Here is a 22,287-nt window from a genome sequence, read left to right as displayed (position 1 = left end):
AACGCTGACTTTTTTTGTTTCGTATTATGATTAATCATTCTATGAATATCCTTATAATATTGACAAATGTAACTAAAGTGCAGTTAATGTGTATTCAATTGTAACCGAGTAATCATTAGCCGGATCATACAGCAATCCTGGAGTGATTTTGTAATCTATTCCAAAACTACTTGATCCTTTTGCCTGAGATGCAGATAGATCAGCGCTGGTTGTTGACAGGGGTGTAAAGGAACCTACTCCGTTTTTCTTCCATTGAATCACTGAAACGGGCATGTCGGTACTACCAGTTGTAGAGCTAAAAAATCCAGTTCCCAGAGCTTTTATTGTAATCTTGGTTAACTTATTTGATTTATAAGCCAGGCTTACTGCATTGGTTTGTGAAATACCAGTTTCTAATTCAGATCCGTTTGAGAATGCAAATGTTGCAAGATTGGTATTATTTGCAGTTAATTCTGTAACAGTAGCGATAGTAACCGCAACATTACTGGTCTGTACCTGTGACATTGCTGAATCAGTATTGATTACTACGAATAGAGCGGATAAGCAAAGTGCAAGTAAAAATTTCTTCATGATTATATTTATTAAAGCTTAGAGTAATATTCATTTTGAACACATATAGTCAATTGCTATACCAAAGGGAGGAAAATGCATTTTGAGAGCTTGCAAGCTATTTTATAATATTTGAATTGGGGAATTATCGTTGTTTGTGCGCATAATGTGGGAAATAAATCCCCACGTTTTCTCAGAATAAATTTAAGATTTGTGCAACAAGTTTCCTACTCGATACTACGCCCTGTAGGGTTACAACAGATTGTGTGCTTCCATTCTTTATATGATATCAGCTTTCAAGGTTGTCATATTAAATCAGCTTTGAAAAAATCCCCGTCGGCAACACACTCAACGGAAGTGGTGATTTTTTTTGTGTCTTACCTGACTCGGATATACAGATAGTCTTGTCCGGCAAAATAACTTCTTGAAAGATTCTGTAGGTTGAAATCTCATCAAAGTTCATCCGGATCCTCTATATCATGTTGAATCGCTTTGTAAAGTTTTGCGAATTAAGGTCCTGATATACAAACAAAAAAAGCCGGCTTAGCCGGCTTCATATAAATGTGATAAGGAAAATTCTTAAAGGTTGCTTATTGTGTAAGTTATCACCATTCCATAATCCTGAGCCGGAGCGTATGTATATCCAGGATTTACTTTATAGTCAATTCCTATTGAAGCAGTACCTCTTGCATTTTTAGCTGCAGATGTTCCGCTTAATGATGCCGGAACAGTTGATAAGGTAGAATAAGAAGGATTGCCGTTTAATCTGAACTGTATAACTGAAGCAGGCATCGCAGTTGGTGAGCTACCGGTAAAATCTGCTGTATTCGCATTCACATTCACAAACCATGGTTTATTTGACTTGTATGTCAGGCTAACTGCATTCAAGGTTTCTATACCTGCATCAATTTTAGCGATACTATTAAAATCAAAAGTATTTGAGGCGCCACTGGTTACTGTCAGATCAAGTACTTCCGAAATTTTAACTGCGAACGAACCCGTAGGAGCTGCTGTGCCTAACTGAGCTTTTGCAGCATTCGTAAAAAATAAAGATCCTGCTAAAAAAGAAATTGCAAGTAATGTATTTTTCATAATCGTTATTTTAAGTTAAAGTTTTGAGAGCGTTAACTTAATTCAACTGTTTTGTATGTATTCAATGGCTGTACCAAAAGGCAAGACGAGCTTTAAAGCCAGATCAGACCTGTTTCTAAATAAACTACCGGGAATAGCGGGGCGTTTTTACGCATATGTGGGGTGGATGTGGGAAAAGAAATGCCCCATCTGAATACGTGCCACGATTTAATTGTAAGTACTTATTTCAAATGATTTAGCCTCATTTTTTTGTACTGCATATCTGTTGAAAATTAAGCATAAAAAAACCGGCTGTTGCCGGTTATAACATAATATATAAATTATTGCAGTTTTATAGATTGCTTATAGTATAGGTTATTACCATTCCGTAATCCTGGGCAGGAGCGTACGTATAACCTGGATTGACTTTATAGTCAACTCCAATTGAAGCGGTGCCTCTTGCATTTTTAGCTGCAGACGTTCCGCTTAACGAAGCAGGAACTGTAGATAATGTTGAATAAGAGGTATTGCCGTTTAATCTGAATTGTACAATTGAAGCAGGCATAGCAGTTGGTGAGCTTCCGGTAAAGTTAGCAGTGTTGGCATTGACATTTACAAACCATGGTTTATTCGATTTATACGTCAAAGTAACGGCATTTAAAGTTTCAATACCCGCATCAAGTTTAGCTATACTATTAAAATCGAAAGTGTTAGAAGCACCGCTGGTTACTGCCAGGTCAAGCACTTCAGAGATCTTAACAGAAAATGAACCAGTGGGCGCTGCTGTTCCTAATTGTGCGTTAGCTGTTTTTGATGCTACTAAAGAAATTATAAATAAAACTGCTAATAAAACTTTTTTCATAATCATTGTTCCAGTAAAGTTAAAAATTGAGAGCGTTAACTTATCCTTGTTGATGTTTATTCAATTGCTGTACCAAATAGTGAAAATGCCTTTTTTGTTATAATAAAGCATATGTTTTGATAAAATGGGATGGAGGTGTGCGGGATTTTTGCACAATTGTGGCAGATAAGCAGGGAAAAAATTTCCCATATGTAAAATAAGACTGATTTTATTAGCAGCGTAAATAGACCCGGCGTTCTTTCTGTTTTTGATAATACGATTGCAGTATAGTCAGCCGCTAATTAAGCGTGGCTACGTAAATTATCGTAAATGATGATTGGGGTGAATGATCGGGGGCTGTATGATCGGGTTTTGATAAATGGTTTACGGGGAAATTGATATCGGATAAATCCTCTTCCTTAGCGATATTAACTGACCATTTTTGGTTTGATAACACCTTAATCATGCTGGTAATTTCAGGTTTAACTATTTTTTGTAAATCAGTAGATGACCTGTATGAAATTGATTTTGATTGATTATCACCCAAAGTAATAATAGCAACAGACGGAATGCGAACATTTATTTGAGAATGTGCAGAAACTTTCACTGCCGCCGGGCTTTGCGCCATGCAGATTACACCTGAGAATATTATAAATAAAAATATAAAGGCGCTGAAATACTTCACCTTATTGTTTACGGTCGGGGAATTTAAAAGTTACGTAGTGGGAAATTAATTCCCATAATAGGGAAATATGGGAATTGTTATACTTAGGGAATTAACGTATATGTTATAGATTGCTTATCGTATAGATGATTTGAAGACTATAGTTATCTGCAGGTGGATAAATATAGCCCGGATTTACATTGAAATCAATGGTAGTTGTGCCTGTACCCCGAGGATATTTGGATCCTGTGGTGGCGACTAAAGCTTGTTCCGTCGCTGACAAGGCAACATACGGGCTTCCAGACCCGTTTATTCTATACTTAATGACCGAAGCAGGCATAGGACTTCCGCCCATGCCACCCGTAAAGTTACTGCTGCCTGATTTTATTGTAATAAACCAGGCCTTATTAGATGTATATGTCAGTATTGTGGCACTAAGCAGCTCAATACCATTGTCAATCTTGCTTGTTTGATTAAAATCTACCACCTGATTAGCTCCCGATGTTACCTCTAAATCTAAAACAGTAGGAACTATTATATCGATAGTTTTCGTCAGGTACCTGGTTTGTGAATAAGTACCCGAATTAGAGAATGTCATAAGTAAAATGAAAAAGAAAAACCTCAGGGTATTTTCCATATATTAATACTGGCAAAAACGAATGTGCAAAGTAAGAGTATGCGTGCCGGGGGCCTGAACAAAGCCGCTTAAGGCATTTCTTGTGATCGTTAATACATGGTTGATTCCGTTGGTAGGAATTCCCAATTGAGCCACTTCGACGTATGAGTTGGACAGCGTTACCGTAGCAGGAGATGTTCCGCGATTGGTGGATGAAACTGTAAAAGTGTTTATGGGAATGGGGGTATTGGTCGAAGAGCTGCTAAGTCCGGTCATTACACCGGCAATGTACAGCTTGTATTTAGCAGTTGACTGAAGGTAAATAGTGATATTATTCAATGATTCTGAACTCGAAAAATCGCTTAATGTATTAAATGTGAAGGTGGTCGTTCCGGTAACAGTAATGTAGTTTTTGGAAGCAGGTCCGGCATTCAGGCAGGGAGACGGTAAAGCTGGTTCTGTCTGTGTATAGGCATTAATAGCTAAACTCATTATTAACATTAACAGGAATATATTTTTTACGTTCGACAAAATATTTGAATTGGAAAAAAATATTAACAATATATAAAATGTAAAGACAAACAGGGTGCCAGCAAATATAATAGAATTAAAATATGTTAAAATGAGCTGGGTTTCAAAAATAGATCAATATGTCCTATATTCTGATAATATCTAAAAAAGAATTACTTTAGTAAATTGCTTTAGTATATATTAAGTAATAACCCGGACGTTAGTACTTTTTATAATTCTAAATTGGATCTGACAATGCTTCATTAAGGTGAAACTGGTGGATTTTCATTTCCTTTTTTGTGTAATTTTAATTTGATAAATTAGAATAAAAAAATATCCTGTAAATGAAGAAAAATAAACAGAGCGCTATATTCTACCTATTGATATGTTTTCTGCTATCATCATCAGTAGCACGTGCTCAGCGTATAAATGTGAATCCCACTATTTTAAGCTTCAATACTAATGCCGGCGGCATTTCTACCCAGATTATTACAATTACTAACTTATCTGATACAAAACAGGCTTATCAATTAACTTTAGGAGACTGGGTCAGAGACAGTTTGGGCGGGCATAAATACTTTCTTCCAGGAACTATTGACCGTTCATGCTCCAAATGGATAACATTCGATAATTCTCTGGTTGAGATAGAGCCCCAGAAATCACGTGATGTGAGGGTAACTCTAACAACACCTGCAGATCCTAAGCTGGTTAATGAGATGAAGTGGTCAATGATTTTCATCCAGAATGTATTAGAACAAACAGGCGATGAAACTAAGGGTGCAAAGATGAAAGCCACTATCAGAGAAGTCTATCGTATTGGAATACATGTTTATGAAAATCCGACTGCTGCGAACAAAAAGGAAGCCCGGGCAATAGCATTAGAACCAGACAAAGTTCAAAAGGATGTTTATAATTTCAGCCTGATCAACACCGGAAAAACCATGCTTGAATGCAAGGCACGTTTGTTATTAACCAATTTAGCCAACGGACAGGAAGTTAAGCTGGACGAAATGGAGTTTCCAGTATTTCCTGATGGAAAAAGGGTTGTTAAACTGCAAATTCCAGAAACTGTTCCTAAAGGAAAATATTCTATGCTGGCAATTTTAGAGTATGATTCTGATATGCCCCTTGAAGCTATTGAAAGATCTGTTGAAATTAAATAATCCTAAGGTTTTGATTTTTTCGATTTTGTAAAAACAATTTGTTGATTTGATTTGTATAGTATCTGAATATTTAACCAACTAAAGTTAAATTGTACTTATATGAAGAAAAACACAACTAAATTTTTCGCTGCTGCCGCAGTAGCCTTGTTTATTTCAGTAAATGTAAATGCTCAAACGAAAGAACCTTCAGGAGATTCAAAAGACACCAGATTAGGAATTGGATTAAGCGTGGGCATTCCTACTAACGATGCTTACAATATAGCTGTTGGTGGAGATCTAAGACTTCAGAAAGATTTTTATAGTAATATCTCTGGTATCCTATCTTTAGGGTATACTAATTTTTCTGTTAAAGATGATTTGGGCGGAGGAAGTGTAGGTTTTATTCCTTTGAAAGCAGGATTAAAATTTTTCCCGACAGAAAGATTTTATTTCTCAGGAGAAGTGGGTGCCGCTTTTGGTACAGATGAAGGACAGGGAACAGCATTTGTTTATGCTCCGGGCATCGGAATTGGCTTTAATAGAGGAATTGATCTTGGTTTACGTTATGAAGGGTTCTCTCAAAATGGTGGTAATTTAGGTCAGGTTGCATTGAGAATTGCCTACGGATTTAATTTGAGCCGATAATATTTGAATTTTATTTTTCTTAAAGCGGACTGTTTAGGTTATAAACAGGTCCGCTTTTTTAGTTTTTAAATGCCTATTAAAGAAGAAAATCGATAATTATTCACATTTTTACTGTAAAATTACTGTTGTTGCAATAAATAACTTCCAAAAAAGGCAGATTTGATTATTTTTGCGCTGCAACATCCAATTAATATGTCAGAAACAGCTTCTATACTTCTAGGTGATAAAAAATACGAATTGTCGGTAATTACCGGCACTGAAAATGAAAAAGCTTTAGATATCTCAAAACTTCGTGATCAAACTGGTTATATCACCTTAGATAGTGGGTACAAAAATACCGGCTGTACGAAAAGTGCTATTACATTTCTTGATGGTGAAAAAGGTATTTTAAAGTACAGAGGTTATCCCATCGAACAACTCGCAGAAAAATCATCTTTTATAGAAGTTGCTTATTTACTAATATACGGAGAGTTGCCAACTCAACCTCAATTAGACGAATTTGAGGATTTGCTAAGAGAGCATGCTGAAATTCCGGAAGAAATAAAAGCAATTTTGGCTGCCTTCCCTGTTGAGGGACATCCAATGGGGAAATTGTGTTCGGTAATGGGTTCATTATCTGCATTTTATCCTGAAAGCTTAAATCAGCAAGCTACTAAAAGCGAGCAAAATCTAACTCTAATAAAATTGTTAGCAAAAATGCCTGCTATCGTTGCTTGGATCCAAAGGCATACACTTGGTCAGCCATTTATCAAACCTGATAAGAATTCTGATTACGTTTCCAGTTTCATGAAAATGACTTTCGCTGAAGATGCAGATCCGGTTGTTATTGACGCCATGAATAAATTATTAATTCTTCATGCTGATCATGAACAAAATTGTTCTACTTCAACTGTTCGGATTGTTGGTTCATCAGATTGTAACTTGTATGCTTCAGTAGCAGCAGGCGTTGCTGCATTATGGGGGCCTCTTCATGGTGGTGCAAATCAGGCTGTGATAGAAATGCTAGAAAAAATTAAGAATGATGGAGGCGATACCGCTAAATGGGTTGCTAAAGCTAAAGATAAAAATGACTCCTTCAGATTAATGGGTTTTGGTCATCGGGTTTATAAAAATTTCGATCCCAGAGCTAAAATTATTAAGAAGGCTTGCGATGATATTCTTGAAAAACTAGGTGTAAATGATCCTGTGCTTTCTATTGCTAAACAATTGGAAGAAGCTGCATTGAATGATCCTTATTTTGCTGACCGAAAACTTTATCCGAACGTTGATTTTTATTCTGGCATCATTTATAGGGCATTAGGCTTCCCGACAGAAATGTTTACCGTTTTGTTCGCTTTAGGGCGCTTGCCTGGATGGGTCGCTCAGTGGAATGAGATGCGTGCTAACAAAGAGCCTATAGGAAGACCTCGTCAGGTATATGTTGGCAAAACAGAACGTGATTTTGTAAATATAGGAGATAGGCAGACGAACTCTGTACCTCAATAATACAAAGAAAGGCCTGCTAAATTAACAGGCCTTTCTTTGTTATAAATAGTTTCCGATCTTTTTATTGGATCAGGAAGATTTTCGTTTGGAAAGCTCATCTCTGATTTTCGCGGCTTTTTCATAGGCCTCTTCAGTTAAAGCTTGCTGCAGCTTTTCTTTCAGTTCTTCATCGCTCAGGGAAGTATAATTTGTTGCGGCAGTAGCTACTTTTTCCTCAGTTGGAGTATCTATGTTTTCAAGAAACACAAAATCGTTGCCTTCAATCATAATACCCGCAGTAGATAGAATAAACTCATAGGTATTTATCGGACATTCAAAACGTACAGCCAGCGCGATGGCATCAGAAGTTCTGGCATCTATTTCAATGTTTTTTTTACCATCATTGCATACCAGTTTAGCAAAGAAAATTCCATCCACTAGATTGTAAATAATTACTTCCTCAATGGTAATATTATATGCCAGTGCAAACGATTTGAATAAATCATGAGTTAAGGGCCGGCTCGGAGTCATTTTCTCAATTTCTATAGCAATAGCCTGTGCTTCGAAACCTCCAATTATAATAGGTAACCTGCGTCGTCCGTTCACTTCGCCTAAAACTAAGGCATATGCACCAGACTGCGTTTGACTATATGATAATCCTACTATATCTAATTTGATTTTCTTCATATTATTAAGGCCAAACATGTTGGCTTAAAACTTAACCTTTAAATGCTTTTATTGCTTTTGTTAATTTAGGTAATACTTCCAACGCATCACCAATAATGCCATAATCGGCTACCTTGAAAATTGGAGCATCAGGATCTTTATTGATTGCTACTATGGTTTTTGAGGCACTAACACCTGCAAGATGCTGAATCGCACCAGAAATTCCAACAGCAATATATAGATCCGGACTGATTACAATCCCAGTTTGTCCAACATGTTCTTCATGAGGTCTCCATCCTGCATCAGAAACTGGTTTTGAACATGCTGTTGCTGCGCCTAATGAATCGGCCAGTTCTTCCAGAATCTTCCAGTTTTCAGGGCCTTTTAAGCCTCTTCCTCCTGAAACGACGATCTCAGCCTCAGGTAAAGAAACTTTATTTGTAGTTCTTACGGTTTCTTTAACAGAGGCTTTAAAATCTGTATCGCTTAAGTTTGGATTAAACTCTTCTATTGACGGGTTTGTTTGAACCTCTATTAAAGTGAAGGAATTCGGGCTGAGAGAGACTATTTTTATGTCGGATAATACTTCGATCGACGCAAAGGCTTTACCCGAAAAGGTGGGTTTTTTTACTAGGAATTTTCCGCCTTCAATCTTTGGAAGCTCTACTGCTCCCGCTACGATCCCTGCTTTCAGCTTAACAGCTAAACATGGGCCCAACCCTTTGCCAGTAAAAGAATTGGACAATATAATAATAGTTGAATTCTCTTTAACAGCAGCTTCTGTAATAACAGACGCATATGCTTCGTTTGAAAACGTTTTTAAATTATCTTTTCTGGCGATGAGTATCTTATCAACTCCATATTTACTTAAGGTTAGTAAGTTTGCATCTGTAACTTCTCCTATAGATATAGCAATTAAAGGCTCGTTAATTACTTTTGAAATTTCCTTCGCATAAGAAACTGATTCAAAAGCCGACTTTTTGAATTGCCCTTCTATTTGTTCTGTATATACTAAAACCGACATGTTTTTTTAATTAATGGTTAGCCAGCTTAAATTACCTTTGCTTCAGTGTGCAATAATTCTACCAGCTTTTCGGTGTCATCCGCTGATAGAATTTTTACAGCACCTCTAGGAACTGGAGATGTATAGTCTATTATATTTGTTAGTTTACTTGTTTCAATCGCATCAAGGACCTGAAGAGGTTTAGTTCGGGCCGACATAATTCCTCTCATATTTGGAATTTTGGGCTCTGCAACACCTTCAGAGCAGCTTACGACAGTTGGCAATGCAACGGTGATTACTTCTTTTCCGCCTTCAATTTCTTTTTCAACCAATAATTCATTGCCATTCATTTCTAACTTTTTAATGATAGATACTGATGGAATATTCAACATTTCACCAAGCATTCCGGCAACCAAACCCCCGTTATAATCAATAGATTCTCTTCCCGTAAGTATAATATCAAAGTTTTGATTTGCAGCGTAGTTGGCTATCTGAGATGCTACGAAATAGGCATCATGAGGAATAGCATTTATTCTCACTGCTTCGTCTGCCCCAATAGCCAGAGCTTTACGTATTGTGGGATCGGCTGATGCCTCACCTACATGAATAACAGTTATAGACCCTTTGCCACCATCTGTCAGTTCAATTGCTTTTGATAATGCAATCTCATCGTAAGGATTTAGGATAAATTGTACACCCGCGGTATTGAATTGTGTATTATTGTTGGTAAAAGTTACTTTTGTTGTGGTATCTGGTACATTACTTATACAAACCAATAATTTCATATTCTCTTTTTTGCAAATTTAGTTTAAAAAAGCCTCTTTTTAAAATGCAGAACACCCGATTACAAAAGCTGTTAGAATTTTACAACAATGAGCCGAACGATCCTTTCTTAAAGTACGCTCTGGCTACGGAGTATATAGCCTTAAACGATTTAAACTCAGCTTTGATTTACTTTGAAGATTTAATTCTTAATCATAAAGAATATGTAGGCACATATTATCACCTGGGCAAGCTTTATGAAAAACTTGGCAGAAAAGATGATGCCATCAAAACTTACGAACAAGGCATGTTAACAGCCCGTTCTGCAAGAGACAACCACGCATATTCTGAGTTACAAACGGTTTATAATTCAGCTATGGGAATTGATTACGAAGACGATTAATGTGGTGACGGCGAAGCAATTTCTTTTTATCAGGGATGTCATAGTGTATACGTTCACTGCTTTTGGAGGACCACAAGCGCATATCGCTATAATGCTGAAAGATTTTGTAAACAGAAGGCATTATATAAATGAAACGGAACTTCTTGAACTCAACGCCCTCACTCAGGTCCTTCCAGGTCCTTCATCTACTCAAACATTAATTGGAATAGCATATAAAGTAGGTGGAATTTGGCTTTCCATACTAACTTTCTTAATTTGGGTAATACCATCAGCAGCAATCCTCTGTTTCGCCGCAATAATGTTTTCTTTCCTGGATGATAAAAATGAGTTTATTAAGATCATGCGTTATGTTCAACCAATTGCTGTAGGTATTGTAGGATATGCGGCCTATGTATTAGCAAAATCAGTCTTAAAAAGCGATATTTCAATATGGTTGGCAGGCACAGCGGTAATTGTAACTCTGATTTTGAGAAATGCTTATGTTTTTCCAATCCTTATATTATTGGGGGGGATTATATCTTCAGCACTGGAAACCAGCCAGGAGGAAAATACCCTTCGGGTTAATTTGTTTTCTAAGATAAATACCCGTAAAGTAACTTATTATATAGGAATTTTGTTGCTTTTTGCAACGTTGGGTGCGATTATTAACCAAACATCTCCATTTAGTTTGCCGATCAGATTATTTGAGAATTTTTACCGTAACGGAATCATAATATTTGGTGGCGGACAAGTGCTCATCCCTTTGATGTTTACAGAATTTGTTCAGATGAAGCATTATTTATCAGGCGATGAGTTTTTGGCAGGGTTCGCTTTACAGCAGGCACTTCCAGGACCTACATTTTCATTTACTTCATTTGTAGGGACTATGGCCATGAAAAATGCCGGAAATTCAATGTCGGGACAGATTTTGGGAGGCATTGTAGCTACTTTAGGTATTAACCTTCCCGGATTTATTCTGGTGATATTTTTTGTTCCTTTTTGGAATGACCTTAAGAAAATCTCAAGAATAAAAAATTCCCTTTCGGGAATTAACGCAGTGGCTGTAGGATTTTTAATTGCTGCTTTTTTCTTTATGCTTAAAGCATTGCCTGTAAGTTTTTTATCCTTTGGATTAATTATAGTGACCTTTCTCCTCTTGAATTTTACGCGGGTACGAACCCCTTTTATTATACTTGGAGGAGTGCTGCTGGGATGGTTTATTTAAGTTTTCCCGCAAAGCAGAAAAGGAAAATAATACGCAAAGCTCCCAAAGATTGATGGCTCTGCGCTTCCTGAGTATAATAAGTTGCTGATTTTTTGCCGTTTGCCTGAAATAACAGCGGTCATAGAGCTTTTTTTGTTTGAAATAAGGCGATAGAAAATTTAAAATGGCGGCTCCTCATCAATATCATCCATTCTGGATGGACGAATGATGAAATTGCTTGGTTTCTCAAAATCTTCAGAAGGCGCCATTGCTCCAAACGGATTTCCTTTTTGTGCACTCGGACCGGAGAAATCGTCCTCCAGATCTGCAAATTTCACAAATTTACCTACAAAACGTAGAGGAACCGTTCCTGTTTCACCATTTCTGTGCTTGGCAATAATAACTTCACCAATCCCTATTGTAGAACGGCCTTCTTCATCTTCAGTTAAACCATAATATTCCGGTCTGTAAAGAAATAAAACCATGTCTGCATCCTGCTCAATAGATCCGGATTCACGTAAATCCGATAACATTGGTCTTTTACTTGCACCAGGTCTGCTTTCTACTGCCCGGCTTAGCTGCGATAGCGCCAATACAGGAACATTTAGCTCTTTTGCTACAGATTTTAATGCTCTGGAAATACTACCGATCTCTTGTTCCCGGTTTCCTCCGCCTTTTCCTTCACCCTTTCCATGCATTAACTGAAGGTAATCGACGATAATCATTTGTATGTCGTACTGGGCTTTTAATCTTCTGCATTTTGCCCTGAATTCGAAAATATTCAAAGCCGGGGTGTCATCAATAAAGAGAGGCGCTTCGGTTAAGGTACCAATTTTAGAGTGAAGCTGCTGCCATTCCCATTCAGCAAGATTTCCTTTACGGATTTTTTCCTGCTCAATTTCCGTTTCTCCGGATATCAAACGATTTACCAATTGTACCGATGACATCTCAAGGGAAAATACTACGACTGGTTTTTTAAACTGAACAGCAGCATTACGCGCGCAACTTAATACAAAGGCTGTTTTACCCATTGCCGGCCTTGCTGCAATGATTACCAGATCGGATGGTTGCCAGCCTGAGGTCATTCTGTCTAAACCAGTAAATCCAGAGGGTACGCCTGTTAGTCCATCTACTTTATCACGAAGTTTTTCAAGTGTCTCTATCGACTCGCGAACAATATCATCCATTTTTCTTGAATCGCGTCGAAGGTTATTTTGTGCAATGTCAAAAAGGTTTTTCTCCGCATGATCGAGTAAATCGAAAATATCTGTCGTGTCTTCGTAAGCGTTATTAATTATTTCTGTAGAGATTCTGATCAGTTCACGCTGAATATATTTTTGAGAGATAATCCGGGCATGATATTCAATATTAGCTGCAGAAGCTACCCGGTTGGTCAATTCGGTGATATAATATGCACCACCAATCATTTCCAAATCACCCTGCTGGCGTAATTGAGAAGTAACCGTTAATATATCTACAGGAGAGGATTTTTGAAAAAGCGCATGTATCGCTTCAAAAATTTTATGATGACTTTCTTTATAAAAAACTTCTGGCTTTAAAATGTCGATAACCGCTGAAAGGGCGTCTTTTTCAAGCATCAATGCGCCAAGAACAGCTTCTTCCAAATCAACTGCCTGAGGAGGAAGTTTACCAAGGCCACTTACCATATTACTTAGGCGGGTTCGGCGTTCTGCAGGTGCAGTCTTCTTCCCAGGATTATAATCATTTTGGTTATCTAAACTCATTTGTACAAAAATAGCATTAACTATGTTTTTCTCATCAGATACTTACCCACAAAAAAATATTTACACTTACTTATTCTTGTTAACAAGTAGTATGTTCTGTTCACAAACCTATGTGGATAAAGTGTGGATAAAGGCAATTACCAGCTTTTCAATAGCATAAATGGGGTGTTAATAACTTTTTATGATGTTAACAATCAAATTAATATCACCTCCTAAACCTGTAATTTGATCAAAATATCAGTATTTTGCGAGCTAAATTTTTAACAATGGACACTAAGTCTTTAAGGCCTAAAAAAGAATCGAATCAAATGGTATTTGGAATCCGCGCTGTGATTGAGGCGGTGCAAAGCGGAAAGGATATTGATGCGATTTATGTACAGCGTGGCCTTACCGGAGGAATATTTCAAGAGCTGAAGGCTTTATTGAGTGATAAGCTTATTAATTTTCAAATGGTTCCGGTTGAAAAGTTGAATCGTATTACCTCTAAAAATCATCAGGGAGTAATTGCATTCATTTCACCGGTTACTTATCAACGCATTGAAGATATTATTCCCGCTATTTTTGAAAAAGGAGAAACGCCTCTTATCTTGATTTTAGATGGAGTTACTGATGTGAGGAATTTTGGCGCGATTGCAAGAACAGCCGAATGTGCAGGAGTACACGCTATTGTTGTTCCGGTAAAAGGTTCTGCTCAGATTAATCCTGATGCCATTAAAACTTCTGCAGGAGCATTATTTAAAATTCCCGTTTGCCGGGAAGAAAATTTGTTAAAGACAACCCGCTTTTTGCAACAATCCGGTTTGTTTGTTGTGGCTTGTACTGAAAAGACAAATGACTTTTTATATGAACCTGATTATACAATGCCTGTTGCAATTGTCTTGGGTTCGGAGGAGGATGGAATTTCAAATGAAATTATCAGAGCTGCCGACTATCTGGCTAAAATCCCCATGTTTGGAGAAATTCATTCACTGAATGTTTCCGTTTCGGCTGGAGTAATTCTTTATGAGGCGGTAAGACAGAGGGTGGGGGCTATGAATAAATGAAAGAATGAAGAAAGAAAATCAATCGATTCTGTCCTTCATTCCTTCACTCCTTCACTCAATTTTTATATAAACTCGTTGCCAAACTTAGATCTTACATCGGCAACTATCTGTTTCACGTTTTGCTCTTTGTCTTTATGGCAAATCATGAGTGTATTATTTGATTCAACAATAATATAGTCGTCCAAACCCTGCAGAACTACAAGTTTTCCCTTTGGCACATTTACCATACAATTTGATGAATCGTACATAATCACTTTGTCTGAAGGAATTACTGCGTTTCCGAGGTAATCTTTCTCTGCAAGCTCATAAACAGAAGCCCATGTTCCCAAATCTGACCATCCAAAATCGGTTGGTAAAATGTAAACATTATCTGCTTTTTCCATAATGCCATAATCAATGGAAATATTCGTGCACTGATAGTAAGCATTCTGAATAAAAGAATTTTCTTTGGCTGTATTATAAATATTGTCGCCTTCCTTGAAAATGTCATTCATTTCTGGTAAATACTGCTCAAAAGCTTTTAAAATAGACGATACCGACCAGACGAAAATCCCGGCATTCCATAAAAATTCTCCGCTTTGGACAAAGGTTTTTGCCAGCTCTATATTTGGTTTTTCGGTGAACGTTTTAACTTTATGAAAATCGTTATCCAAAGTTTCTTCGGTAAACTGAATGTAACCATAGCCTGTATCAGGACGGGAGGGTTTAATACCCAGAGTGATCAGGCAATTATTTCTTGAGGCTGCCTCCAATGAATTGCGGATGTCTTTTTCAAATTCTTCGGAATTCAGAATCAAATGATCGGAGGGGGCAACTACAATAGAAGCATCCGGGTTTAGCATATTGATTTTATGGCAAGCGTAGGCAATGCAAGGTGCTGTATTTCGCATTACAGGCTCGCCAAGAACCTGACTTGAATCTATATTGGGCAACTGCTCCTTAACTAAGGATGCATAATTGTCGTTGGTAACAATGAAGATGTTTTCTGCAGGTACGATTTTTAGAAAACGATCGTATGTAGTTTGAATCAGGGTTTTTCCTGTTCCAAGAATATCTATAAATTGTTTGGGATGAGCTGAACGGCTTATTGGCCAAAAGCGACTGCCAATGCCGCCAGCCATAATTACTGCATAATAGTTTTTCATTTAATATATAATTGTTTTTTATGTAGGTGACGCTATCATGAGAATATCAGTGCCTGGCATGTTCATGATAGTTTCATTACGTTATATAATTCCTTCTTTTAATAAATCGTGTAAATGTACAATTCCTTTGTAAACTCCCTTGTCAGCAACAATTAATTGTGTGATGTTGTTACTTCGCATAAGCTCTAAAGCATTAATTGCAAGCTCCATGCTTTCGATTTGTCTTGGAGATTTACCCATAATATCTTTTGCCGCTAAGGTTTCAAAAGAATTATGCTTTTCCATCATCCTTCTAATGTCTCCATCAGTTATTATTCCGGTAATTTGATTATTGTCGACAACCGTTACAGCACCTAAACGGTTTTTTGTAATTTCAATAATTACTTCTTTAATGGAACTGCCGCCGTTCACCTGGGGTTTATTGTTACTGGTATATAGGTCCTTAACCTTTAAATATAAACGTTTACCCAATGATCCGCCCGGGTGATATTTAGCAAAGTCTTTACTGCTGAATTCTCTGCATTCTAATAGGCTAACAGCAAGAGCATCTCCCATAGCTAATTGTGCGGTAGTACTGGTAGTAGGAGCCAGGTTATGCGGACAAGCTTCCTTTTCTATGGTCGTATCAAGCACATAGTCAGCCTGTTGAGCTAAATAAGAATTTAGATCGCCCACCATACCAATGAGGATATTACCAGCCTGTTTTAAAAATGGAACAAGTACTTTAATTTCTGAAGTATTTCCACTTTTAGAAATGCAAATAACAATGTCATCATTCTGGATAATTCCCAGATCACCATGAATTGCATCTGCTGCATGCATAAAGATTGAGGGGGTACCTGTAGAGTTAAATGTTGCTACCATTTTTTGGGCTATAATGGCGCTTTTTCCTACCCCAGAGATAATAACTCTTCCTTTGATGCCAAGAATTTGAGTGATTATCACTGGAAAGTCATTATTTAATCTATGAATCAGCCCTGATAATCCCTCTACCTCGGTCTGAAGTGTCTTTCTGGCGATATTTAAAATTTCGGAGTTTGTCTTCAAACAGAAGTTTTTAAATTTAAAATACTATTTCACGGCAAAAATATGTTATTTTGATGTTTAAAATTAGCCTTTCTAATTTTTTTTCCGGGAGGACATGGAGATAAAGAAATCATTATTTGATAATTTACAGAATTTTTTTGGGTTTGATAACTTCAAAGGTGAGCAGGAAGCGATAATAACTAACGTTCTTCAAAAGAAAGATACTTTTGTGATAATGCCCACTGGTGGTGGTAAATCTATTTGCTATCAATTGCCAGCGTTAATGACAGAGGGGACGGCCATCGTAATATCACCGCTCATCGCACTGATGAAAAATCAGGTAGATCAGTTAAGAGCTTTTGGTGGTACCGAAAGTATTGCGCACTTTTTAAATTCTTCTTTAAATAAAGCTGAAATAACCAAGGTTAAGCAGGATGTTTTAAGTGGTGAAACGAAATTACTTTATGTAGCGCCCGAATCGCTTGCAAAAGCTGAAAATATAGAATTTCTTAATTTAATCACTATTTCGTTTGTTGCGGTAGACGAAGCCCATTGTATCTCGGAATGGGGTCATGATTTCAGACCAGAGTACCGTAAAATACGCCAGGTAATCTCCTCTCTTGGAGAAAATATTCCAATCATTGCTTTAACAGCTACAGCTACTCCCAAGGTTCAGCAGGATATTATTAAGAACCTGCAGATGACCGATTCCACATTGTTTAAATCATCCTTCAACAGGCCCAATTTGTATTATGAGGTAAGGCCTAAGAGGAATGTGATGAAAGAGATCATCAGGTTCATAAAAGGACATGCGGGTAAAACCGGGATCATCTACTGTTTAAGCCGTAAAAAAGTTGAAGAAGTAGCTGAAGCCTTAAATCTGAATGGCATTAAAGCTCTTCCCTATCACGCCGGACTAGACCCTAAAACCCGCGCCGATACACAGGATAAATTTCTGATGGAGGATGTTGAGGTGATTGTTGCGACCATAGCTTTTGGTATGGGTATCGATAAGCCGGATGTTCGTTATGTAATTCATCACGATATTCCGAAGTCTATGGAGGGGTACTACCAGGAAACGGGTAGGGCAGGAAGAGATGGTGGCGAAGGTCAGTGTGTTGCGTTTTACGCAGAGAAAGACGTAGAGAAGCTTGCTAAGTTTATGAAAGACAAGCCGGTTTCTGAACGGGAAATTGGTACTCAAATATTAAAAGAAGTAATAGATTATGCCGAATCATCTGTTTGCAGAAGGAAGCAAATTCTGCATTACTTTGGTGAGAATTTTAATGAAACGGGGTGCAACAATATGTGCGACTGCTGCAGGGCACCCAAAACTCATTTTGATGCTTCAGATAACCTGAAAAAAACGCTGAAAGCAATTCTGGAACTAGGGGAGAAATTCGACGATCATCATATCATTAATATTATGATGGGTATTGAAACTTCACAAATTACAGCTTATCAGCATAATGAGCTATCTTATTTTGGAAGCGGGAAAGAAGATGGACTCGTTTATTGGAAATCACTGCTTCGTCAGGCACTTTTAAATAATTACTTATCCAAGGATATTGATAATTATGGATTGCTTCATCTAACCAGGACAGGAAAATCTTTTATAGATAGTCCGCATTCGATGAGATTTATTCTTAACCGGGTGATGGAAACTGCCGAGGATGATCCTGAAGATGGCTCGCAGCAAGGAGCGGCTACACTAGACACTGCTTTATTGCAAATGCTTAAGGATTTAAGGAAGCGAATTGCAAAACAAAAAAATCTCCCTCCTTTTGTTATTTTTCAGGATCCTTCTCTTGAAGAAATGTGCACGCATTATCCTGTTACACTTGAAGAATTAAAGCAAATTCACGGTGTAGGATCGGGTAAAGCCATGAAATTCGGGACCCCGTTTATCGAATTAATAAATAAGTATGTCGAAGAAAATGATATCGACAGACCCATTGATCTGGTCATTAAGAGTGCTGCAAATAAATCAGCTTTAAAAGTTTCCATTATACAGAATATTGACAGGCAGCTGGCTCTTGATGATATCGCATCATCAAAAGGGATTAGTTATGAAGATATCCTGAGAGAAGTTGAAACTATCGTTAGTTCAGGAACCAAGCTGAATTTGAATTATTATATAGATGAGATGATAGATGAAGACCGCCAGGATGAGGTTTTCGATTATTTTAGAGGCGCAGAAGTGGATTCTATCGATGAAGCTTTAAAAGAACTGGGCAGTGATGATTATACCCGTGAAGAACTCCAGTTAATGCGAATTAAGTTTTTATCAGAATTAGGAAACTAATGATCAATATTCTTCCACAAATTAAATTTTCGGAATCAGGCAATTTCTTTTTAATGGCAGGGCCCTGTGCCATTGAAAGTGAAGACATTGCTATGCGTATTGCCGAAAAGATTGTTGTAATTACAGACAAACTTCAGATTCCCTACATTTTTAAAGGTTCTTACAGAAAGGCAAACCGTTCCAGAATTGATTCTTTTACCGGAATCGGCGACGAAAAAGCCTTAAAAATTCTTGCCAGGATAAATAAGGAATTTGGTATTCCTACAGTTACAGATATACATGCCGCGGAAGAAGCAGAAATAGCTGCTCAATATGTTGATGTTTTGCAGATTCCTGCATTTTTGTGTCGCCAGACGGATTTGTTAATTGCGGCAGCTAAAACCGGAAAGGTTATCAATATTAAGAAAGGGCAGTTTCTATCGGCGGGTTCTATGAAATTCGCAGTTGATAAAGTGCAGGAAAGCGGAAATAATAAGGTTATTTTAACAGATCGAGGAAATACTTTTGGTTACCAGGATATGATAGTTGATTTCCGTGGAATTCCGGAAATGAAAGCATTCGGAGTGCCGGTAGTAATGGATTGCACACATTCTTTGCAACAACCCAATCAAACTTCCGGAGTAACGGGAGGGAAGCCTGCATTGATAGAAACCATCGCGAAAGCCGCCATAGCAGTAGGCGCTGATGGATTATTTATTGAAACTCATCCCGAGCCTGAGAATGCAAAATCAGATGGTGCAAATATGTTGCATCTGTCATTGCTCGAAAATTTATTAGAAAAGCTTATTCGGGTAAGACAGGCAGTTGCTTAAATAAGCATAGAATTATTTGAGCATTCTAGTGTTATGCACTAATCTTTATCATAAAAGAGAAATAGTATATTTGGCTCCCTTACAATAAATGAAAACGGAACAAAAAAAACTTACCCAGGAGGTCTTCGATAAATATGAATTAGTTGTCGGTTTGGAAATACATGCACAACTTTCAACCAACACCAAAATATTTTCTACAGATCCTGCTTCATTCGGCGCTGAGCCAAATCATCATACCAGCCTTGTTTCCTTAGGTCTGCCCGGTTCTTTGCCTAAACTCAATAAAAAAGTTGTCGCCTTTGCCGTTAAAATGGGTTTGGCGACCAATTGTACCATTAATAAGATTAACCGGTTCGACAGAAAAAATTATTTCTATGCCGATCTTCCTAAAGGATATCAAATAACTCAGGATCAATTACCTATCTGTCAGAAGGGATATGTTTCTATAAGTTTAAAAGACAAGCCCGAAAAGAAGATTCGTTTAAACCGCATCCATATGGAAGAAGATGCGGGAAAAAGTATTCATGACAGGGATGATAGATATTCTTTAATCGATTTGAACCGTGCCGGTGTTCCGCTTGTTGAAATAGTGTCTGAACCTGATTTACGATCGGCTGAAGAAGCCGCGGCCTATTTAAGCGAGATCAGAAAACTTGTTCGATACCTGGAGATCTGCGATGGAAATATGGAGGAAGGAAGTTTGCGCTGCGATGCCAATATTTCTGTTAGGTTAAAGGGAGTAACAGAATATGGATCGAGGTGCGAGGTTAAAAATCTTAACTCTATACGAAACCTTCAGAGGGCTGTAAATTATGAATTCCGCAGACAGGTTGAAGTGATAGAGAACGGAGGGAGAATCGATCAGAATACATTGAATTTTGATGCCGCAACAGGTGTAACATCCGTTTTGCGTTCGAAAGAAATGGCTTATGATTACCGGTATTTTCCCGAACCGGATTTGCCGCCTTTGGTGCTTAGCAATGAATTTATCGAACAAATTAAGAGTGAACTCCCTGAACTTCCTGAACAAAGAGTTAAACGATATACCAAAGATTTTGGATTGTCGGAATATGATGCTTATTCGCTTACTTCAGATAAATCGGTTTCGGATTATTTCCAGGAAGTAGTAAAATTTACAGGTAATTATAAGTCGGCAGCCAACTGGATAAATGGTCCGGTGCAATCTTATTTAAACGATAATCCCAGAGAAAACCTTTCTATACAAATCCCTGCGGAATCTGTTGCAACTATTATTTCGTTAGTTGATGATAAGAAGATAAATAATACAGCGGCTACACAGCAATTATTTCCTGAATTGGTTAAGAATCCAGGAATGGATGTGCTTGATATGGTCCAGGAACTTAATCTTCTGATAGATACAGGCGGTGATGAACTGATGCAATACATTGATCAGGCAGTTTCAATGTATCCTGATAAGGTAATTGAATATAATAAAGGTAAAAAAGGCGTTTTAGGATTATTCATGGGCGAAGTGATGAAACTTTCAAAAGGGAAGATTGATCCTAAAACTGCAAATAGGTTGGTTGTTGAAAAATTAGACTCATTAAAGTGAAGAAAATAATTGGTGTGCTATTGCTGTTAATCACTGTATTAACGGCTTGCAAAAATAATGACGAATTTATCGTGAGCGGTAAATTTGACAATGCTTCCGGCTTAAAAAGTGTAGCCATCTATAAGGCTGACAAGCTTGTCGATTCGGCTATTTTAGATGATAAAGGCGAATTTAAGTTTACAGTTATTTCTCCGGATGCTGATTTTTATTATATCTCTGCCGGACAAAAAACCTATCCCCTGATTGCTGAAAATGGTGATGAAATTGATTTTAAAGCAGATTATTCAAACGAAACAGGCGAGTATGAGTTAACAGGCTCAGAGGATTCCGAGAAACTCAAAGAGTTTAATAAGATTAGTGCCAGGTACGGAAAAATATATATGGATATTCAAAAGGAATATCAGGAAAAAGTAAGCGCCAACCCTGCAGTTAAAGATTCTGTTGAACGGGTATTGATTCCGCGTTTTGAAAAAAACATGAATGATTTTGCAAAAGAGTCTGTTGAATTTGCAGAAAAAAACAAAGATAACCTGGCTGGTTTTTATGCCATGAGTTCTCTTGACCAAACTAAATATGAATCTGAGCTTTTAAAGTATGCTGATGATATAAAAGGTAAGTTCCCAAATACTTTAGCGGTGCAAACTTTTACCGCGAAGATGGAGAAGTTGAAGACGCTGGCTGTCGGCCAAACCGCACCCGATTTTCAAATGGCATCTGCAGAGGGCAAAGAACTGAAATTATCCCAGTTCAGAGGGAAATATGTTTTGCTGGATTTTTGGGCTTCCTGGTGTGCGCCCTGCCGCGAGGAAAATCCGAATGTGGTGAAGCAGTACAATACATTTAAAGATAAAAATTTCACTATTCTGGGGGTTTCTTTAGATAACAATAAAGACTTATGGCTCAAAGCTATTAAAGATGATGGGCTTGCCTGGAACCATGCGTCCGAATTAAAACAATGGGATAGTGAGGTTGTAAAGCAGTATAGTATTGAGGGTATTCCTGCATCGTATTTGCTTGATAAAGAAGGTAAAATAATTGCTAAAAATTTACGGGGAGCTGAACTCGAAGCTTTCTTAACTAAAACATTGAGATAAACTCTGTATATTGTTAACATTAGAT

General features: G+C 37.5%; 22 protein-coding genes. 10 read left to right on the top strand and 12 right to left on the bottom strand.

The annotated features are described in order from the left end of the window. Positions 1-72: 72 nt before the first annotated feature. From WG906_RS02540 to WG906_RS02515, 6 genes are all read right to left on the bottom strand, one after another. Positions 73-570 carry a hypothetical protein gene (locus WG906_RS02540; RefSeq protein WP_339990948.1) on the bottom strand — a complete coding sequence of 166 codons (498 nt, stop codon included), beginning with the start codon at positions 568-570 and terminating at the stop codon, positions 73-75. Positions 571-1,128: 558 nt separating this feature from the next. Next, the gene (locus WG906_RS02535) at positions 1,129-1,641 is read right to left on the bottom strand and encodes a hypothetical protein (RefSeq protein ID WP_339990947.1); all 513 of its coding nucleotides are present in this window, start codon (positions 1,639-1,641) and stop codon (positions 1,129-1,131) included. A gap of 331 nt (positions 1,642-1,972) precedes the next feature. Then, positions 1,973-2,482, bottom strand: a complete 510-nt coding sequence (locus WG906_RS02530) for a hypothetical protein (RefSeq protein ID WP_339990946.1) — start codon at positions 2,480-2,482, stop codon at positions 1,973-1,975. A gap of 277 nt (positions 2,483-2,759) precedes the next feature. Continuing rightward, positions 2,760-3,089 (bottom strand): hypothetical protein, encoded by a 330-nt coding sequence (locus WG906_RS02525; protein WP_339990945.1) that lies wholly within the window; start codon positions 3,087-3,089, stop codon positions 2,760-2,762. A 160-nt stretch (positions 3,090-3,249) separates the two neighbouring features. Then, positions 3,250-3,723: a hypothetical protein gene (locus WG906_RS02520; protein WP_339990944.1), complete on the bottom strand. Its 474-nt coding sequence runs from the start codon at positions 3,721-3,723 to the stop codon at positions 3,250-3,252. A gap of 42 nt (positions 3,724-3,765) precedes the next feature. Continuing rightward, on the bottom strand, positions 3,766-4,233 hold the full coding sequence (locus WG906_RS02515) for a hypothetical protein (protein ID WP_339990943.1): 468 nt from the start codon (positions 4,231-4,233) through the stop codon (positions 3,766-3,768). A gap of 362 nt (positions 4,234-4,595) precedes the next feature. Here WG906_RS02515 and WG906_RS02510 point away from each other — a divergent pair, with 362 nt between their 5' ends. The 3 genes from WG906_RS02510 (at position 4,596) to WG906_RS02500 (ending at position 7,523) form a co-directional block, all read left to right on the top strand. Then, complete coding sequence (locus WG906_RS02510; RefSeq protein WP_339990942.1) at positions 4,596-5,414, top strand: fimbrial biogenesis chaperone; 819 nt, start codon at positions 4,596-4,598, stop codon at positions 5,412-5,414. Between the two features lie 99 nt (positions 5,415-5,513). After that, a complete protein-coding gene (locus tag WG906_RS02505) occupies positions 5,514-6,038 on the top strand; it encodes an outer membrane beta-barrel protein (protein ID WP_339990941.1) in 525 nt (174 codons plus the stop codon). 192 nt (positions 6,039-6,230) lie between these two features. Then, positions 6,231-7,523, top strand: a complete 1,293-nt coding sequence (locus tag WG906_RS02500) for a citrate synthase (protein WP_339991512.1) — start codon at positions 6,231-6,233, stop codon at positions 7,521-7,523. A 69-nt stretch (positions 7,524-7,592) separates the two neighbouring features. Here the strand turns inward: WG906_RS02500 and WG906_RS02495 are convergent, their stop codons facing one another. From WG906_RS02495 to WG906_RS02485, 3 genes are read right to left on the bottom strand one after another with little or no spacing between them, the layout of a single operon-like run. Then, positions 7,593-8,189: a bifunctional nuclease family protein gene (locus WG906_RS02495; RefSeq protein ID WP_339990940.1), complete on the bottom strand. Its 597-nt coding sequence runs from the start codon at positions 8,187-8,189 to the stop codon at positions 7,593-7,595. Positions 8,190-8,220: 31 nt separating this feature from the next. Continuing rightward, on the bottom strand, positions 8,221-9,192 hold the full coding sequence (locus WG906_RS02490) for an electron transfer flavoprotein subunit alpha/FixB family protein (protein WP_339990939.1): 972 nt from the start codon (positions 9,190-9,192) through the stop codon (positions 8,221-8,223). Positions 9,193-9,218: 26 nt separating this feature from the next. Next, positions 9,219-9,956, bottom strand: a complete 738-nt coding sequence (locus WG906_RS02485; RefSeq protein WP_339990938.1) for an electron transfer flavoprotein subunit beta/FixA family protein — start codon at positions 9,954-9,956, stop codon at positions 9,219-9,221. A gap of 44 nt (positions 9,957-10,000) precedes the next feature. Here WG906_RS02485 and WG906_RS02480 point away from each other — a divergent pair, with 44 nt between their 5' ends. Further along, positions 10,001-10,336, top strand: coding sequence for a tetratricopeptide repeat protein (locus tag WG906_RS02480; protein WP_339990937.1), 336 nt, complete (start codon positions 10,001-10,003; stop codon positions 10,334-10,336). Then, a complete protein-coding gene (chrA, locus tag WG906_RS02475) occupies positions 10,317-11,540 on the top strand; it encodes a chromate efflux transporter (RefSeq protein ID WP_339990936.1) in 1,224 nt (407 codons plus the stop codon). The genes WG906_RS02480 and chrA overlap by 20 nt, the downstream gene beginning before the upstream one ends. Positions 11,541-11,698: 158 nt before the next feature. Here the strand turns inward: chrA and dnaB are convergent, their stop codons facing one another. Next, positions 11,699-13,264, bottom strand: a complete 1,566-nt coding sequence (gene dnaB / locus WG906_RS02470) for a replicative DNA helicase (RefSeq protein WP_339990935.1) — start codon at positions 13,262-13,264, stop codon at positions 11,699-11,701. A gap of 266 nt (positions 13,265-13,530) precedes the next feature. On the opposite strand from dnaB, the gene rlmB reads away from it, so the two are divergent. Next, on the top strand, positions 13,531-14,307 hold the full coding sequence (gene rlmB / locus WG906_RS02465; RefSeq protein ID WP_339990934.1) for a 23S rRNA (guanosine(2251)-2'-O)-methyltransferase RlmB: 777 nt from the start codon (positions 13,531-13,533) through the stop codon (positions 14,305-14,307). 62 nt (positions 14,308-14,369) lie between these two features. Here rlmB and WG906_RS02460 read toward each other — a convergent pair whose 3' ends face one another. Continuing rightward, positions 14,370-15,452, bottom strand: coding sequence for a mannose-1-phosphate guanylyltransferase (locus WG906_RS02460; protein WP_339990933.1), 1,083 nt, complete (start codon positions 15,450-15,452; stop codon positions 14,370-14,372). An 81-nt stretch (positions 15,453-15,533) separates the two neighbouring features. Then, entirely contained in the window at positions 15,534-16,499 is a 966-nt protein-coding gene (locus tag WG906_RS02455; protein ID WP_339990932.1) for a KpsF/GutQ family sugar-phosphate isomerase, read from the bottom strand. Positions 16,500-16,593: 94 nt separating this feature from the next. Here WG906_RS02455 and recQ point away from each other — a divergent pair, with 94 nt between their 5' ends. The 4 genes from recQ to WG906_RS02435 all read left to right on the top strand — a co-directional run bounded on the left by recQ (position 16,594) and on the right by WG906_RS02435 (position 22,262). Beyond that, on the top strand, positions 16,594-18,783 hold the full coding sequence (gene recQ, locus WG906_RS02450; protein ID WP_339990931.1) for a DNA helicase RecQ: 2,190 nt from the start codon (positions 16,594-16,596) through the stop codon (positions 18,781-18,783). Then, complete coding sequence (gene kdsA, locus WG906_RS02445) at positions 18,783-19,595, top strand: 3-deoxy-8-phosphooctulonate synthase (RefSeq protein WP_339990930.1); 813 nt, start codon at positions 18,783-18,785, stop codon at positions 19,593-19,595. Before recQ ends, kdsA begins: the two co-directional genes overlap by 1 nt. A gap of 88 nt (positions 19,596-19,683) precedes the next feature. Next, entirely contained in the window at positions 19,684-21,168 is a 1,485-nt protein-coding gene (gatB, locus tag WG906_RS02440; protein ID WP_339990929.1) for an Asp-tRNA(Asn)/Glu-tRNA(Gln) amidotransferase subunit GatB, read from the top strand. Next, entirely contained in the window at positions 21,165-22,262 is a 1,098-nt protein-coding gene (locus tag WG906_RS02435; RefSeq protein WP_339990928.1) for a redoxin domain-containing protein, read from the top strand. Before gatB ends, WG906_RS02435 begins: the two co-directional genes overlap by 4 nt. Positions 22,263-22,287 lie beyond the last annotated feature (25 nt).

Source organism: Pedobacter superstes (genome assembly GCF_037622515.1).
Taxonomy (GTDB): domain Bacteria; phylum Bacteroidota; class Bacteroidia; order Sphingobacteriales; family Sphingobacteriaceae; genus Paradesertivirga; species Paradesertivirga superstes.
This window is presented reverse-complemented; position numbering and strand designations above follow the sequence as displayed.

Bases quoted from the DNA above. Each gene is read 5' to 3' on its own strand.
- WG906_RS02540 (WP_339990948.1), bottom strand. From the start codon at position 570: ATGAAGAAATTTTTACTTGCACTTTGCTTATCCGCTCTATTCGTAGTA.
- WG906_RS02535 (WP_339990947.1), bottom strand. From the start codon at position 1,641: ATGAAAAATACATTACTTGCAATTTCTTTTTTAGCAGGATCTTTATTT.
- WG906_RS02530 (WP_339990946.1), bottom strand. From the start codon at position 2,482: ATGAAAAAAGTTTTATTAGCAGTTTTATTTATAATTTCTTTAGTAGCA.
- WG906_RS02525 (WP_339990945.1), bottom strand. From the start codon at position 3,089: ATGGCGCAAAGCCCGGCGGCAGTGAAAGTTTCTGCACATTCTCAAATA.
- WG906_RS02520 (WP_339990944.1), bottom strand. From the start codon at position 3,723: ATGACATTCTCTAATTCGGGTACTTATTCACAAACCAGGTACCTGACG.
- WG906_RS02515 (WP_339990943.1), bottom strand. From the start codon at position 4,233: ATGAGTTTAGCTATTAATGCCTATACACAGACAGAACCAGCTTTACCG.
- WG906_RS02510 (WP_339990942.1), top strand. From the start codon at position 4,596: ATGAAGAAAAATAAACAGAGCGCTATATTCTACCTATTGATATGTTTT.
- WG906_RS02505 (WP_339990941.1), top strand. From the start codon at position 5,514: ATGAAGAAAAACACAACTAAATTTTTCGCTGCTGCCGCAGTAGCCTTG.
- WG906_RS02500 (WP_339991512.1), top strand. From the start codon at position 6,231: ATGTCAGAAACAGCTTCTATACTTCTAGGTGATAAAAAATACGAATTG.
- WG906_RS02495 (WP_339990940.1), bottom strand. From the start codon at position 8,189: ATGAAGAAAATCAAATTAGATATAGTAGGATTATCATATAGTCAAACG.
- WG906_RS02490 (WP_339990939.1), bottom strand. From the start codon at position 9,192: ATGTCGGTTTTAGTATATACAGAACAAATAGAAGGGCAATTCAAAAAG.
- WG906_RS02485 (WP_339990938.1), bottom strand. From the start codon at position 9,956: ATGAAATTATTGGTTTGTATAAGTAATGTACCAGATACCACAACAAAA.
- WG906_RS02480 (WP_339990937.1), top strand. From the start codon at position 10,001: ATGCAGAACACCCGATTACAAAAGCTGTTAGAATTTTACAACAATGAG.
- dnaB (WP_339990935.1), bottom strand. From the start codon at position 13,264: ATGAGTTTAGATAACCAAAATGATTATAATCCTGGGAAGAAGACTGCA.
- rlmB (WP_339990934.1), top strand. From the start codon at position 13,531: ATGGACACTAAGTCTTTAAGGCCTAAAAAAGAATCGAATCAAATGGTA.
- WG906_RS02460 (WP_339990933.1), bottom strand. From the start codon at position 15,452: ATGAAAAACTATTATGCAGTAATTATGGCTGGCGGCATTGGCAGTCGC.
- recQ (WP_339990931.1), top strand. From the start codon at position 16,594: ATGGAGATAAAGAAATCATTATTTGATAATTTACAGAATTTTTTTGGG.
- kdsA (WP_339990930.1), top strand. From the start codon at position 18,783: ATGATCAATATTCTTCCACAAATTAAATTTTCGGAATCAGGCAATTTC.
- gatB (WP_339990929.1), top strand. From the start codon at position 19,684: ATGAAAACGGAACAAAAAAAACTTACCCAGGAGGTCTTCGATAAATAT.